Annotated in this window: 15 protein-coding genes; 3 read left to right on the top strand and 12 right to left on the bottom strand. The window is 55.1% G+C overall.

Going from position 1 to position 14,736, the window contains the following annotated elements; all coding sequences use genetic code 11:
- The first annotated feature begins 56 nt into the window (after positions 1 to 56).
- Positions 57 to 1,040: a quinone oxidoreductase gene (locus O1721_RS05265; RefSeq protein WP_003860300.1), complete on the top strand. Its 984-nt coding sequence runs from the start codon at positions 57 to 59 to the stop codon at positions 1,038 to 1,040.
- A 184-nt stretch (positions 1,041 to 1,224) separates the two neighbouring features.
- Here O1721_RS05265 and pspG read toward each other — a convergent pair whose 3' ends face one another.
- The 4 genes from pspG to O1721_RS05245 form a co-directional block, all read right to left on the bottom strand.
- Positions 1,225 to 1,467, bottom strand: coding sequence for an envelope stress response protein PspG (gene pspG, locus O1721_RS05260; RefSeq protein ID WP_017382623.1), 243 nt, complete (start codon positions 1,465 to 1,467; stop codon positions 1,225 to 1,227).
- A 136-nt stretch (positions 1,468 to 1,603) separates the two neighbouring features.
- A complete protein-coding gene (gene dusA / locus O1721_RS05255; protein WP_015570180.1) occupies positions 1,604 to 2,599 on the bottom strand; it encodes a tRNA dihydrouridine(20/20a) synthase DusA in 996 nt (331 codons plus the stop codon).
- 82 nt (positions 2,600 to 2,681) lie between these two features.
- Positions 2,682 to 3,968 carry a conjugal transfer protein TraF gene (locus O1721_RS05250; protein WP_152819237.1) on the bottom strand — a complete coding sequence of 429 codons (1,287 nt, stop codon included), beginning with the start codon at positions 3,966 to 3,968 and terminating at the stop codon, positions 2,682 to 2,684.
- A gap of 192 nt (positions 3,969 to 4,160) precedes the next feature.
- Complete coding sequence (locus O1721_RS05245; protein WP_017382621.1) at positions 4,161 to 4,649, bottom strand: cupin domain-containing protein; 489 nt, start codon at positions 4,647 to 4,649, stop codon at positions 4,161 to 4,163.
- 117 nt (positions 4,650 to 4,766) lie between these two features.
- On the opposite strand from O1721_RS05245, the gene zur reads away from it, so the two are divergent.
- On the top strand, positions 4,767 to 5,279 hold the full coding sequence (zur, locus tag O1721_RS05240; RefSeq protein WP_006810484.1) for a zinc uptake transcriptional repressor Zur: 513 nt from the start codon (positions 4,767 to 4,769) through the stop codon (positions 5,277 to 5,279).
- Between the two features lie 47 nt (positions 5,280 to 5,326).
- Here the strand turns inward: zur and O1721_RS05235 are convergent, their stop codons facing one another.
- From O1721_RS05235 to O1721_RS05220, 4 genes are all read right to left on the bottom strand, one after another.
- Positions 5,327 to 5,536, bottom strand: a complete 210-nt coding sequence (locus O1721_RS05235) for a CsbD family protein (protein WP_003860314.1) — start codon at positions 5,534 to 5,536, stop codon at positions 5,327 to 5,329.
- A gap of 119 nt (positions 5,537 to 5,655) precedes the next feature.
- Positions 5,656 to 6,993: an MATE family efflux transporter DinF gene (gene dinF, locus O1721_RS05230; RefSeq protein ID WP_023302925.1), complete on the bottom strand. Its 1,338-nt coding sequence runs from the start codon at positions 6,991 to 6,993 to the stop codon at positions 5,656 to 5,658.
- Positions 6,994 to 7,056: 63 nt separating this feature from the next.
- A complete protein-coding gene (lexA, locus tag O1721_RS05225) occupies positions 7,057 to 7,665 on the bottom strand; it encodes a transcriptional repressor LexA (protein WP_003860318.1) in 609 nt (202 codons plus the stop codon).
- A gap of 108 nt (positions 7,666 to 7,773) precedes the next feature.
- On the bottom strand, positions 7,774 to 8,142 hold the full coding sequence (locus tag O1721_RS05220) for a diacylglycerol kinase (protein WP_017382619.1): 369 nt from the start codon (positions 8,140 to 8,142) through the stop codon (positions 7,774 to 7,776).
- Between the two features lie 154 nt (positions 8,143 to 8,296).
- Between O1721_RS05220 and plsB the strand changes: the two genes are divergently transcribed.
- Positions 8,297 to 10,717: a glycerol-3-phosphate 1-O-acyltransferase PlsB gene (plsB, locus tag O1721_RS05215; protein WP_003860322.1), complete on the top strand. Its 2,421-nt coding sequence runs from the start codon at positions 8,297 to 8,299 to the stop codon at positions 10,715 to 10,717.
- 92 nt (positions 10,718 to 10,809) lie between these two features.
- On the opposite strand, the gene ubiA is transcribed toward plsB, so the two are convergent.
- The 4 genes from ubiA to O1721_RS05195 all read right to left on the bottom strand — a co-directional run bounded on the left by ubiA (position 10,810) and on the right by O1721_RS05195 (position 14,722).
- Positions 10,810 to 11,676 carry a 4-hydroxybenzoate octaprenyltransferase gene (gene ubiA, locus O1721_RS05210; RefSeq protein WP_032646871.1) on the bottom strand — a complete coding sequence of 289 codons (867 nt, stop codon included), beginning with the start codon at positions 11,674 to 11,676 and terminating at the stop codon, positions 10,810 to 10,812.
- A 12-nt stretch (positions 11,677 to 11,688) separates the two neighbouring features.
- Positions 11,689 to 12,186 carry a chorismate lyase gene (gene ubiC / locus O1721_RS05205; RefSeq protein WP_015570175.1) on the bottom strand — a complete coding sequence of 166 codons (498 nt, stop codon included), beginning with the start codon at positions 12,184 to 12,186 and terminating at the stop codon, positions 11,689 to 11,691.
- 172 nt (positions 12,187 to 12,358) lie between these two features.
- Entirely contained in the window at positions 12,359 to 13,297 is a 939-nt protein-coding gene (gene malM, locus O1721_RS05200) for a maltose operon protein MalM (protein ID WP_032646870.1), read from the bottom strand.
- A 114-nt stretch (positions 13,298 to 13,411) separates the two neighbouring features.
- Positions 13,412 to 14,722: a maltoporin gene (locus tag O1721_RS05195; protein WP_026080558.1), complete on the bottom strand. Its 1,311-nt coding sequence runs from the start codon at positions 14,720 to 14,722 to the stop codon at positions 13,412 to 13,414.
- Between the last annotated feature and the right edge of the window lie 14 nt (positions 14,723 to 14,736).

Genomic DNA, 14,736 nt, shown 5'->3' with positions numbered 1-14,736 from the left:
AATGGAGTTACCGAGATAAAGAGTGGGTCGAAAGATTACCACATTCTGGAGGAAGCATGGCAACACGTATTGAATTTCACAAGCATGGTGGCCCTGACGTACTCAAAGCGGTGGAATTTACCCCCGCTGCGCCTGGCGAGAACGAAATCCAGGTGGAAAACAAAGCGATCGGCATTAACTACATCGATACCTATATTCGCGGCGGCCTCTATCCGCCTCCGTCGATGCCGAGCGGACTGGGCACCGAGGCGGCCGGTATCGTCAGCAAAGTGGGCAGCGCGGTTAAGCACATTAAGGAAGGCGATCGCGTGGTGTACGCGCAGTCGGCGCTGGGCGCTTACAGCTCCATCCATAACGTTCCGGCCGAGAAAGCGGCGCTTCTGCCAAATGCGATCGGCTTCGAGCAGGCTGCTGCCTCATTCCTGAAAGGGCTGACGGTCTATTATCTGCTGCGCAAAACCTACGAAATTAAGCCTGACGAGCAATTCCTGTTTCACGCAGCCGCAGGTGGCGTGGGGCTGATTGCCTGCCAGTGGGCGAAAGCCCTGGGCGCGAAGCTGATCGGCACCACAGGCAGCGCGCAAAAAGCGCAGCGCGCGCTGGACGCGGGCGCATGGCAGGTGATCAACTACCGGGAAGAGAGCATCGTTGAGCGGCTGAAAGAGATCACTGGCGGCAAAAAGGTCCGCGTGGTGTATGACTCGGTGGGGAAAGACACCTGGGAATCTTCGCTGGACTGCCTGCAACGTCGCGGGCTGATGGTGAGCTTCGGTAACGCCTCCGGGGCAGTCACCGGCGTCAACCTGGGCATTCTGAATCAGAAAGGGTCGCTATACGTCACTCGCCCTTCCCTGCAAGGTTACATCACCAACCGGGAAGAACTTGAGGAAGCCAGCAACGAGCTGTTCTCGCTGATCGCCAGTGGGGTAATTAAAGTGGATGTGGCAGAGGCGCAGAAATATCCGCTGACCGATGCGCAGCGCGCGCATGAGGTGCTGGAAAGCCGGGCAACGCAGGGATCAAGTCTGTTAATTCCCTGAGCCATAAAAAGAAATTGGGCTTCCCGTGGGAAGCCCTTTCTTTTTTTAGTTCGGCTGTATGTAGGGTACAGCTCGATGAATTCTTTAGCGGCAGCCATAGTGACAGATTCGATAAGTAAATCCTATTCTGTTCTAAGGATTGCTGCCGGAAAAGTTGCAGGTATGTGACGTACACCTCAATACCTTAGTAACGGAAGCGGTTATTACGCTGATAAGTGGGCAGTTTTGGTGATTTAATCGCCCGTATCGCCCATACCACCGCAATCGCCAGAAGTAACCACGGCAAGAGTTTAATCGTCAGGGCAAATAAACCGCCAACAAACATCACCACCGTGGCCACGACGAGCGCGGCCAGGATACCGAGCAGCGATACGCCCGTGACCATCAGCATGATAAAGAAGCCAATCACAAAAAGTAGTTCCAGCATGGTGCTCTCCCACGAGTTCCCGAATGATGCTGCGATCGTTACAAGAAACATGCCAAAAATAAGTCTTTGTTCTGAAAGCAAAACGCCCCGCAATGTGTTGCAGGGCGTGGCGTATTTGACCATCTTTTAGCGAAATTTAACGTTTATCCGCAACCAGACGCAGCGCGTGTTCCAGGACCTCAATATCCGCACCGGCCTTATGCGCGTTCTCGCTGAGATAACGACGCCACTGGCGCGCGCCAGGAATGCCCTGGAACAGGCCAAGCATATGGCGGGTAATGTGGCCCAGATACGTACCATGACTCAGCTCGCGCTCAATGTACGGATACATGGCGCGCACTACTGCCACGGGATCGGTGTCAGCACCGTCAACGCCAAAGATTTCCCGGTCAACCGTCGCCAGAATGCCCGGATTCTGATACGCCTCGCGTCCGACCATCACGCCATCCATATGTTCGAGATGCGCTTTGGCCTCGTCCAGCGACGTAATACCGCCGTTGATCGACATGGTCAGGTGCGGGAAGTCGCGTTTTAGCTGGTACACGCGCGGGTAGTCCAGCGGCGGGATCTCGCGGTTTTCTTTCGGGCTGAGGCCAGAGAGCCAGGCTTTACGGGCGTGGATGATAAACATCTCGCATTCACCCTTCCCTGATACGGTGTTGATGAAATCACACAGGAACTCGTAGCTGTCCTGGTCGTCTATGCCGATACGAGTTTTGACCGTGACCGGGATAGAGACGACGTCGCGCATCGCTTTGATACAGTCCGCCACCAGATGTGCATTACCCATCAGACACGCGCCGAACATACCGTTTTGCACACGGTCGGACGGGCAACCGACGTTGAGGTTAATCTCGTCATAGCCGCGTTCTTCAGCCAGCTTCGCGCACTGCGCCAGCGCAGCCGGATCGCTGCCACCCAGTTGCAGCGCAACCGGATGCTCCTCTTCGCTGTACGCCAGATAATCGCCCTTGCCGTGAATAATTGCGCCGGTAGTGACCATTTCGGTATACAGCAGCGTATGGCGGGAGAGCTGACGCAGGAAATAGCGGCAGTGTCTGTCCGTCCAGTCGAGCATTGGCGCAATGGAGAAACGGTGTGCAGGGAAAGCGGTCTGGAATTCTGACGACATGGCGAAGTTTTAAGCATCTGGTGGAAAAGGGGCGCTACTATAGCACAAAGAAAAGCCGGAGGCGCAGCGCCTCCGGTGTACTTTAGAACGTCATGCTCAACTGTGCCCCTGCGCCCCAGGTCTCGTCTTCGCCATAAAGCCCCATCAGGTCAACGTGGACGGAGTTGAACGGCGCGAAACCGACACCGCCGGTAAAGACGTTGCTGTCGTTCCCTTTCATATCCGCACGATAACCGGCGCGTACTGCCAGCCAGCTCAGCGGCGTGACTTCGGCACCAACGCCAACGTACTGGGAGGTGTCTTCGCTTTTAAAGCCCTTGGTTTCGGTCAGATCGCCATCTGCGGTCAGCGTGACCAGATCGTTGTGCCAGGCGGCCCCGGCAGTGACCAGCGGACGGATCTGATAGGTGTCTTTATAACTCACCACCTCTCCCGTGCGCCCATTGCGAATGCGGATATCTTTGGTATCGATATCGCGCGACATCAGGTTTTGCCCGCTCACGCCGACCGTCCAGTTTTCACCAAAATCAGCAGCAATACCGGCATCGACGTTGAAGCCAGTGTCGTCGGTACGGTAGCGGCTGTCGTTCCACTTATTACTGTCGTAATCGTAGATTGAGGTGGTGTAGTTATAGAGCCAGGTTTTTTGCAACTTCGGCGTGACGCCAACGGAAACCGGAACGCCGCCAAGATCGAACTGACGGGCCACCGCAATACCGTAGTCGGACACAATCGCCCCCCGACCAGACGCCGTAGAGTTAAGGTTTTTGGTGATCTGATCGGTACCGTTTAGCGCGGCATCCAGCGCCACACCGGCAGCCACCGCATCGCTTCGTTGTATACCGCGCAGATAATCAATGTCCTGCTGATCGATTGAAGAGCTGACCCGGCCATGGGCATAGCCTTTTGCCATAAAGGCCACGGAAAGAATATCGTTAGGGATACTGACGGCAATCCCCGCCCCTGCGGTGGCGTGTGCGGTCTTGCCTTTCAGGTAGTCCAGTTCATCAGCGAGATCTTTCGCTGCGCCCTGGAACTGATTGATCGAACCTAATGGATTGGTGATAACTTCAATGGGGGTCAGACTATCAACCACATCCTTGTAATGATTGATTTTGTCGTTAATGGTATCAATCTCGTCCTGAAGATTGTCTTCATCGGTCACCTGCACGCCAACGGACGGCAAAATGACCGTCACATCATCCTCTGGCTTAGATTTTGCCAGTAACGCGGGGTTGATTAACGCCCCGCTGCCATAGCTCCCTGCCGCGACACCCGTTCCGCCCATTGCGTCGCTACGCGCTTCCGTCCAGGTATTGGCTGCTCCCGCCTGATTTGCCATAAAAAAGGAGACAGCGATGCTAACCATCGAAAATTTAAAATGTTTTTTCACAGTGTGCTCGTAAATAGTTTGTTATTAGTTAACCCTGTCTGTTATCACCCAAACAGGAACGAACTTTTGCTGTGAATAAGTGCAAAAAGACCCGCTATTTCCTTAAGTTAAATTCCATCCCGGCCTGTTGTAATATGTGACGACCATCAATATTTATAGAAGAGGAAATTATTTTCGCCCAGGTTTTCCATCGTGCGGCCCAAAAAACTGAGGCGGATGGTCGACCCAGCGGTCTTCGCGCGTCGCGGCATACACCGGATTGAGCGGATAGTAGATGCGGTTATGTTTTTTATTGGCCTCACCCACCACCAGTAAGCGCACCTCTTCATCGGTATTGTTGATAAAGGTATGACACACGCCCGTCCCGGCTGGAAATCCCACGCTGTCTCCGGGTTCGAGCTTCCATAAATAGCCATTGATCCAGGCCTCAGGGTAACCCTCCAGAACGTAAACAAACTCCTCTTCGTCGCTTTCCGCATGCGGATAAGACGTACGGCGTCCGGGTGGCAGCCGTTCATGGTGAATACCAATGCGGCCGAGACCCAGCCTGCGGGCCAGCGGCGCGCCAACAGAAAAACGTTCGTTGCTGTCAGGATACGTTGCGTCATCAGCGCCTTCCACGTCCCGCCAGTGCCGAATACAGTCAGGTCTTTTCATTTTGCGATCTCCTGATTTGCGATGCGTCAGGTATAGCACAGCCTGGCGGATCTCGGTGTTTTTAGCAGAACATGGTAAAGTGAGTGTTTTCACCCCTTACCATATCCGAGGTGCCCGATGGACAAGTCCACAAAAGAGCTGTTAGCGCAAGCTGAAAAGCTGTGCGCGCAACGCAATGTGCGCCTGACCCCGCAGCGCCTTGAGGTACTGCGTCTGATGAGCCTGCAACAGGGTGCCATCAGCGCCTACGATCTGCTCGATCTGCTGCGTGAAAGCGAGCCGCAGGCAAAACCGCCGACCGTTTATCGGGCGCTGGATTTTCTGCTGGAGCAAGGGTTTGTGCATAAAGTGGAATCAACAAACAGCTATGTGCTGTGCCATCTTTTTGACCAGCCAACTCACACGTCCGCCATGTTTATCTGCGATCGCTGTGGTGTGGTGAAGGAAGAGTGTGCGGAAGGTGTGGAAGATATTATGCATACGCTGGCAGCCAGAATGGGCTTTGCGCTGCGCCATAACGTGATTGAAGCCCACGGCTTATGTTCTGCCTGCGTGGAGGTGGAGTCATGCCGCCATCAGGATGCCTGTCAGCACGATCACTCTATCCTGGTCAAGAAAAAGCCGCGTTAAAGCCAAAGAAAAAGGCGGCTCAGGGCCGCCCTTGGGGATAGTGCCGGTTACCAGCGGTAGTCGTTACGGGTTTCCCAGTCTTTGACTTCATTTTCCGCCTGATCTTTTTCGTAACCGTAGCGCTCCTGGATTTTACCTACCAGCTGATCGCGCTTACCTTCAATGACGGTCATATCGTCATCTGTCAGCTTACCCCACTGTTCTTTCGCTTTACCTTTGAATTGCTTCCAGTTGCCGCCGATTTCGTCTTTATTCATAATCGTGTCCTCGTGTTAAGCGTCTATGAGTATCGTCCGCTTCGTTCTTTTCTGCTGGACGTGATTATTATTGTAGTTAAGGATTCGGCAGTTGTTTTTATATTCGGAATCTTTAACCGTTACGATATATCGTGCGGGGCTGGAAACCAGGTATTGTTTCGCCAGTGACGATGCCAGATAACGGCCAGCGAAAGGCCACGCAGTGAGAGAAACACCGCCAGCGCCAGCCACAGACCATGATTGCCGAGATACGGCAGGGTTAGCAGCGTCAGGCCGAACCCCGCCGCCGCGACGGCCATGCTGTTGCGCATCTCCGCCCCTCGCGTCGCACCAATAAACATGCCGTCCAGCAAATAGCACCACACGCCCACCACCGGTAATACTACCTGCCAGAGGATGTAGCGATCGGCCAGCTCACGTAGCGCGGGCAACGAGGTGAGTAGCGCGACAATATGCCCACCAAAACAGGCGTACACCAGAGCAAAGACCAGCGCCACCAGGCCCGCCTGACGACAGGCAGCACGCCAGACCTCACGTAACTGGCCGCTTTCACGCGCGCCATAGGCCTGCCCTGAATGCGCCTCGACGGCGTAAGCAAAACCATCCAGCGCATAAGCGGTAAAGGTCAGTAACGTCATGAGCACTGCGTTGACTGCGACGATTTCAGGCCCAAGACGCGCACCAAAAACGGTTAATGCACCAAAGCAGAGTTGCAGCAGAAGCGAACGGAGCATGATGTCGCGATTAAGCGCCAGCAGCTTACGAATGTTGCCGCGCCAGGCCGATTTCAGCAGATCCAGGGTGATACCGCGCATCGCCAGCACGCGCCAGACCATCCCCAAACCGATCAGCAGCGTACCGTACTCGGCAATCGCCGTGGCCAGCGCCGCGCCCCGGACGTTCATGTGCAGCCCCATCACCAGCCAGAGATCGAGCACAATGTTAAGCAGGTTGCCCACCACCAGTAGGATCACCGGTGCGCGGGCGTACTGCACGCCCAGCAGCCAGCCCAGCAAGACCAGGTTTGCCAGTGAAGCGGGCGCGCTGAGCCAGCGAATTTCGAGGAACCGCCGGGCCTGTTCCAGTACGGCATCGCTGCCGCCTACAATATGGAGCGCAAGATCAATCAGCGGCGTACGCAACAGAACGATTAACGCGCCAGCACCGAATGCCAGAATGAGCGGCTGAACCAGCGCACGCGCCAGACGCAGAGGATCTTTTGCACCATACGCCTGGGCCGTCAGGCCTGTCGTACTCATGCGCAGAAAAAGCAGCAGCATAAAGAGGAAGCTGGTCGCCGTTGCGCCGATCGCGACGCCGCCAAGATAAATCGGCGAATCGAGATGCCCGATAACCGCCGTATCCACCAGCCCCAGCAGAGGAACGGTAATATTGGAAAAAATCATCGGTAGCGCAAGACGCCACAACGCCTTATCGGCAGAAGTTAGCAGTGCCATGGAAATTACCGGAATCAGAAAACAGGCCAGGCTGTAGAGGAACTACAGCCTGTCAGGAAGAGATTACAGCCATTCACCGTTGCGGATAACGCCGACCGCCAGCCCTTCAATAGAGAAGCTCTGCTCGCGGAGATCCACCACAATCGGGGAGAATTCATTGTTTTCAGGCAGAAGCTGCACGGTATTGCCTTGTTTTTTCAGGCGCTTAACCGTCACTTCATCATCAATGCGCGCCACCACGACTTGCCCGTTACGCACGTCCTGCGTTTTGTGTACCGCCAGCAGATCGCCATCCAGAATACCGATATCTTTCATGGACATTCCGCTAACGCGCAGCAGGAAATCGGCGCTCGGCTTGAACATGCCTGGGTCAACCTGATAGTGCCCTTCGATGTGCTGCTGCGCCAGCAGAGGTTCACCTGCGGCAACGCGGCCCACCAGCGGAATACCGCTCTCTTCTTCCACAAGCAGACGAATGCCGCGTGAGGCGCCGGAAACAATCTCAATCACGCCCTTACGCGCCAGCGCTTTAAGGTGCTCTTCGGCAGCATTAGGAGAACGGAAGCCCAGACGCTGCGCAATTTCTGCACGCGTGGGTGGCATACCCGTCTGGCCGATATGATCCCGAATGAGATCAAACACCTCTTGCTGCCTGGTCGTTAACGCTTTCATACCGCCCCCTGGGTGTATATACAGTTATGCTGTGAGTATATACAGTCAAAGGCGATTTTGGAACCAAAAACTGCACAAAAAACCAGGGACTTAATTATTCCTCGAGGCTCATCGGAAATGCGACCAAAGCAGCGTGACCCAGGTGATCGCCGCAGTGATAATCGCCAGCAGTACGGCAGCGGAACCCATGTCTTTCGCCCGGCCAGACAGTTCATGGAATTCCGACCCGATTCGGTCAACAACGGCCTCAATAGCGCTATTCAGAATTTCCACTATCATCACCAGAAGGACAGATCCGATGAGCAGTACGCGGGTGATAGCATCAACATCAAGGAAGCAGGCGATGACAACGGCAACGATTGCGGCAACCGCTTCCTGGCGGAAAGCGGCTTCATTAACCCATGCCGCGCGGAAACCTTTCCATGAATAACCGGCAGCTTTAATGATTCGAGTTAACCCAGTGGTATTATTGGCCATTAAAAGAACCTTTTATGATAAATAGCGTCTGTAACTAAAGCCGCAGCGCGTTTTGCTGCAACCTGAAGTATGACGGGTAACAACAGAAATTTTGCGCGCTTTCTGTTATCCTTGCGCCGCAATTGCATTATTAACCAGAGGCTTTACATCGTTTATGTCCGGCTGGCCACGAATTTACTACAAATTACTTAATTTACCATTAAGCGTACTGGTAAAAAGTAAGTCTATCCCAGCAGAACCTGCGCTGGAATTAGGGCTCGATACGTCGCGCCCTATTATGTACGTTTTGCCTTATAACTCGAAGGCAGACCTGCTGACGCTTCGCGCTCAATGTCTGGCGCACGATTTACCTGACCCGCTCGAACCGCTGGAAGTCGACGGTACGCTGCTGCCGCGCTACGTGTTCATCCATGGCGGACCGCGCGTGTTCACCTATTACACGCCGAAAGAAGAGTCCATTAAGCTGTTCCATGATTACCTTGATCTGCACCGCAGCAACCCCGATCTGGACGTGCAGATGGTGCCGGTGTCGGTGATGTTTGGCCGCCGTCCGGGGCGTGAAAAAGGGGAAGAGAACCCGCCGCTGCGTATGCTCAACGGCATTCAGAAGTTCTTCGCCGTCTCCTGGCTAGGACGCGACAGCTTTGTCCGCTTCTCACCTTCCGTTTCACTGCGCCGCATGGCGGATGAACACGGCACTGACAAAATCATTGCGCAAAAGCTGGCGCGCGTTGCGCGTATGCACTTTGCACGTCAGCGTCTGGCGGCCGTTGGGCCACGTCTCCCGGCGCGTCAGGATCTGTTCAACAAGCTGCTGGCTTCCAAAGCGATTGCCCGTGCCGTAGAAGATGAAGCGCGCAGCAAGAAAATTTCGCACGAGAAAGCGCAGCAGAACGCAATCGCGCTGATGGAAGAGATCGCCGCGAACTTCTCCTACGAGATGATTCGCCTCTCTGACCGTATCCTCGGCTTTACGTGGAACCGCCTCTATCAGGGGATTAACGTCCACAACGCCGAGCGCGTGCGTCAGTTAGCGCACGACGGCCACGAAATTGTCTATGTGCCCTGCCACCGCAGCCACATGGACTACCTGTTGCTCTCTTACGTGCTCTATCACCAGGGGCTGGTGCCGCCGCATATTGCTGCCGGTATCAACCTGAACTTCTGGCCAGCAGGCCCGATATTCCGCCGTCTGGGTGCGTTCTTCATTCGTCGTACCTTCAAAGGTAACAAGCTCTACTCCACCGTCTTCAGGGAGTATCTGGGCGAGCTGTTCAGCCGCGGTTATTCCGTGGAGTACTTTGTTGAAGGTGGTCGCTCGCGTACCGGTCGTCTGCTCGATCCGAAGACCGGCACGCTGTCGATGACCATTCAGGCCATGCTGCGTGGCGGTACGCGTCCTATCACGCTGGTGCCTATTTACATCGGTTATGAACACGTGATGGAAGTGGGCACCTACGCGAAAGAGCTGCGCGGTGCGACCAAAGAGAAAGAGAGTCTGCCGCAGATGCTGCGTGGGCTGAGTAAACTGCGCAACCTCGGCCAGGGCTACGTGAACTTTGGTGAGCCCCTGCCGTTGATGACATATCTGAACCATCATGTTCCGGAGTGGCGCGAGTCTATCGATCCTATCGAAGCGGTACGTCCGGCCTGGCTGACGCCAACGGTCAACGGCATTGCATCCGAGCTGATGGTACGCATCAACAATGCTGGTGCGGCAAACGCCATGAACCTGTGTTGTACTGCGCTTCTGGCCTCCCGCCAGCGTTCACTGACCCGCGAACAGCTGACCGAGCAGATTGACTGCTACCTGGATATCATGCGCAACGTGCCGTATTCCGTTGATTCGACCGTGCCGTCTGCCACCGCCAGCGAGCTGATCGATCACGCGTTGCAGATGAACAAGTTCGAAGTCGAGAAAGATACGATTGGTGACATCATCATTCTGCCGCGCGAGCAGGCCGTGCTGATGACCTACTACCGCAATAACATCACGCACATGCTGATGCTGCCGTCGCTGATGGCGGCCATTATTACCCAGCACCGCCGGATTTCGCGTCAGGAGCTGCTGCGCCATATTCAGGCCATCTACCCAATGCTGAAAGCGGAGCTGTTCCTGCGCTGGAGTAAGGATGAACTGGCGGCAGAGCTCGATAAAATGACGGCAGAGATGCATCGTCAGGGGCTGATTACCATCAGTGATGATGAACTGCATATCAATCCGTCACGTTCCCGTACCTTGCAGCTTCTGGCTTCCGGTGCGCGTGAGACGTTGCAGCGCTACGCCATTACCTTCTGGTTGCTGAGTGCAAATCCGTCCATCAACCGCGGTACGCTGGAAAAAGAGAGCCGGACGCTGGCCCAGCGCCTTTCCGTTCTGCATGGCATTAACGCCCCGGAATTCTTCGACAAAGCGGTATTCAGCTCCCTGGTGCTGACGCTGCGCGACGAAGGGTACATTAGCGATACGGGCGATGCCGAGCCGGAAGAGACGATGAAGGTTTACCAGATGCTGGCAGAGCTGATTACCGCGGATGTGCGTTTGACGATTGAGAGTTCGACGCAGGGCGAGTGATGCTAAAGCCGGGTGGCGCTAACGCTTACCCGGCCTACATGTTCCGCTAAATCGTAGGCCGGGTAAGGCGAAGCCGCCACCCGGCTTTTTTATCACCAGTAACTCATCGCCAGGCCCAGAAACAGCACCAGCCCGACGTAGTTATTATTCAGAAACGCTTTAAAGCAGGCTTCACGCTCGCGTTTCGCGATCAGCTTCTGCTGATACGCAAACAGCAGCCCCGCCACCAGTACGGACCAGTAATACTCCCAGTTCAGGCCGTTCAGGCGACCAATCGCCACCATCAGCGCCAGCACCGCCACCTGCAATATGCCGATGATAAGTTTGTCGTGACGACCAAACAGGATCGCCGTCGATTTGATGCCAATCTTGAGATCGTCATCGCGATCGACCATCGCGTATTGGGTATCGTATGCAACGGCCCAGAGAATATTCGCCAGGAACATCAGCCAGCAGCTGAGCGGAACGGACTCGCTGACCGCGGCAAACGCCATGGGAATCGACCAGCCAAATGCCGCACCCAATACCACCTGCGGCAGATGGGTGTATCGCTTCATGAACGGGTAAACCCAGGCCAGCGCCAGAGCAGCAACGGACAGCAGAATGGTCATGGTGTTAAGGGTTAACACCAGCATAAAAGAGAGAAGCACCAGCACCACAAACAGAATGCGCGCCTCTTTCCCGGTCACCTGACCGCTCGGCAGAGGACGATTCGCGGTGCGCTTAACATGTCCATCAAATTTCCGGTCAGCATAGTCGTTGACCACACAGCCCGCAGCGCGCATCAGCCAGACGCCCGCCACAAACACCGCCAGGATCCACAGCGGCGGCACGCCCGGCGTGGCAACCCACAGCGCCCATAAGGTCGGCCACAGCAGCAGCAGCGCGCCAATGGGTTTATCAGTACGCATCAGGCGGTGATAGGCCAGCAGCTTATTCTGCGTCAGACTCCACTCCATTTTTTCTCCCTCTTAGTACAACGGCGATGCAGGCAAAAAGAGTTCCGTCAGTATTAACGGCTTGCCACTCAAACGAAGGCGGGAACGGCGCCCCCACAAATCGGCATCGCAACCAATTTCAATAAAATCACGGGTCAGTTCAGACGAGGTGAACAGATAGCGCCCCAGGGGCGTTTTGCCGAGGCGTTGCAATGCCAGCTCCGGCCCGGAAAGTGTAGACTCAGGAACCACCGTCCGCCCGGCAAGCCACGGCTCGCCATCTGCACACAGTAAAATTTCACGCAGCCAGTAGCGTTCTTCTTGCGGCAGCAGCGGCAGCTCGCTGGCAATCTCCGCAGGCGAGACAAACCCTTCCTGAATCATCGTCACCGTGACCGTTTTACCCTGTTGCTCAAAACGTTTTGTCATGGAATCTTCCAGCAGCAGCCAGTCCAGTTGCTCCGGGTCAAGCGCGGGTATTTGGTCGAAATAGCGTAGCGCACGCAGCTGCGTTAGCGCGGGGTGTGACATGCCAGACTCTCCGATACATAACGTAAAGGCATTGTATCGCAGATTGGCAAAATGAGGACGGACAAACCAAATTTAGCGATCACTATCGCAACAATGGCGCAACTTAGCCAAAAAAAGTGCGCCCGTGAAGGCGCACTAAACGACTAACAAAATCAGCACTGTGGGGAGACGGTTACCCCTTGCCTTTTACACTGCTGATAAAGGTGGAACGGGCAGTGGTTGAACCTAAACGCTCGGCTTCATCAAGCAGTTTCAGCGCTTTATCGACATCGCCGTTTTTAACCGCCTGCTTGATGGCGTTGTTAAAGTAAGTTTCAGTATCGTTAAGCACGGGCTCGGCTTTTTTCGCCGGGGCCGGGGCTGCGGCCGGTGCTGCGGCTGGCGCGGCGTACACAGGCGCGGCAGTATTACCCACCGTTACCGGACCCGGGCCAGATGAGCCAAACAGCGGGCCTACGAGTACGCTGGAGGCGCTGTTGGTGGAGACTTTCAGCTTGATCAGACCATCGGTGGTATGACGGGCAAGCGGGTCCGGAATATCCGGGACAGAGTTCCCCGTGCCTTTCGCATAGGCTTTTGCCGGGTCAACAAGCTTCGTTGTCTGTTGCAGATCTTTTTCAGTCGTGAACACCAGGACATAAATCTTCTGCTGACCCAGGGCTGGCGTCAGGCGCATAACGCCTTCCAGCCGATCGGCGCTCATGACGCCAGGCTCCTGATAGCTGAAATAATCGCTTGGGAAGAATGCGGATGGCGTCATGTTCTGATCGAGGATCAGCACGTTAGGCGCGAAGACGCTGGTCTGTTTATTGACTTCACTGGTCAACGTCAGGGTCAGCTCGCCGATATTCGCCGGCACGCTGAAAGCCGCAACCGGACCGCTGATACCCGGCACGTTCAGTGACTGGCCCCCCGCTGAAAGCTGGGTAGTTTGTGTTTTCGATTGATCAACTGGCGTCCACACCAGTTGCTGAAGTGCGGCAGCCGGAATAGCTGGCGCAGCGCTGGTATTTTGAGGAACAAAATTCACATCTGCATAGGTGACCGCAGGCGCACAGGCCAACAGCCCCGCAGAGAGGCACAGCGCGACGAGACTTTTCTTCATTTTCATTGTTATTACCTCTGATAGCGTGAGCACTGCGGTGGCCAGGCAATAGCGCGCAGCACCCTAAGGAGAGAGGGGCTTGCGCCCCTCTTTTCAGGTCATTACGTCAGGCTTGACGAATTACCACCAGATTTCCATCTGGGCGCCGAAGGTCCACTCATCGTTGTCGCCACGGCTGAAGGTTTTCGCGGAGGTGTCGCTATACGCTACGCCAGAGGTGTAACCTGCACCTGAGTCGTTGTTTGCATAGCCCCATTTCTCATCCCACTTCGCGTAGGTTGCGAAGACGCGGATAGCCGGACGGGACCAGATGCTGTCGCCTGCCTGCCATTGCTGTGCCAGGGTGATTTTGTACTGGCTGTTTTTGTCGTCAGTTTTCTGAGATTTGACGTTGTCGTAGCCCACTTCCAGCAAGGTGCTCATGATCGGCGTCCATTTGAACATTGGACGAACACCCACGGTCCACCACTCGGTACCGTTGTTGTTGTCACGATCGATGTTCTGGTACATACCGACGTACATCAGGTCCCAACGGTCTGCCAGGGTGATTGCACCGTGATCCAGCACGCGCCACATAGAGCCGTCGTTATCGATGCTGCCGCCCTGTGGAATACCTTTACCGTTAGAGGTCATGGAATCCGTACCGTATTGCAGTACGAACTTGTTGAAGCCTTTCATCATGCTCTGGGTGTGTTCAGCGGTGAACAGCCAGCCATCTTTAGAGGCGCCAGGTTGCAGGTAGTAGTCGTCAGGAATGTTGGTATGACCGTAGTCAACGCCCAGCTCCAGCGTACCGCCCGGGTTGGTTTCCAGACCGGCTAAACGCACATCGAAGACATCGTTTGGTACCACGTTGTCATAAATACGGTCGCCGTTCGCATCACGATCGGCGAAGGTTGCAGAACCGCCGGACTCAGAAGAACGGGTCGCTGCCAGAGAGAGTTTACCAAAGCCCAGATCGATGTTTTCAATACCGGCACCAGGACCAGAGATATCCCAGTAGTAGAAGTCGATCATGTGTACGTCATGACGCTGATAGAAGCGTTTACCGGCCCAGATGGTAGAGCCTGGCAGCCATTCAATCAGGTTTTTACCCTGCACGTTAGCTTCACGGAAGGCCGGGCTGGTGGATTCCCAGTCATTCTGTTGAGAAACGGAGTACGCTACGTTGGTGTCGAAATAGAAGCTCTTGTCGCCTTCTTTCCACACTTCCTGGCCCAGTTTCAGTTCGGCGTAGGTTTCACATTCGTTACCGAGACGGTATTTACTTTGTGCGCCTGTTGCCTGGAAACATTGTTGTTCACCGCCACTTCCGGTCCAGCCAATGCCGGAACGAGCATAACCTTTAAAGTCTACGGCGCCCGCCTGGGCAGACAGGATGCCTGCCGCAATGGCGACAGCCAGAGGGACTTTGCGCAGAGTAATCATTATTCTATCTCCTGAGA

The organism is Enterobacter cloacae complex sp. HYC033_NIDB (genome assembly GCF_056673335.1).
The sequence above is the reverse complement of the archived record's forward strand: the minus strand, read 5'-3'. Positions and strand labels throughout refer to the sequence as shown.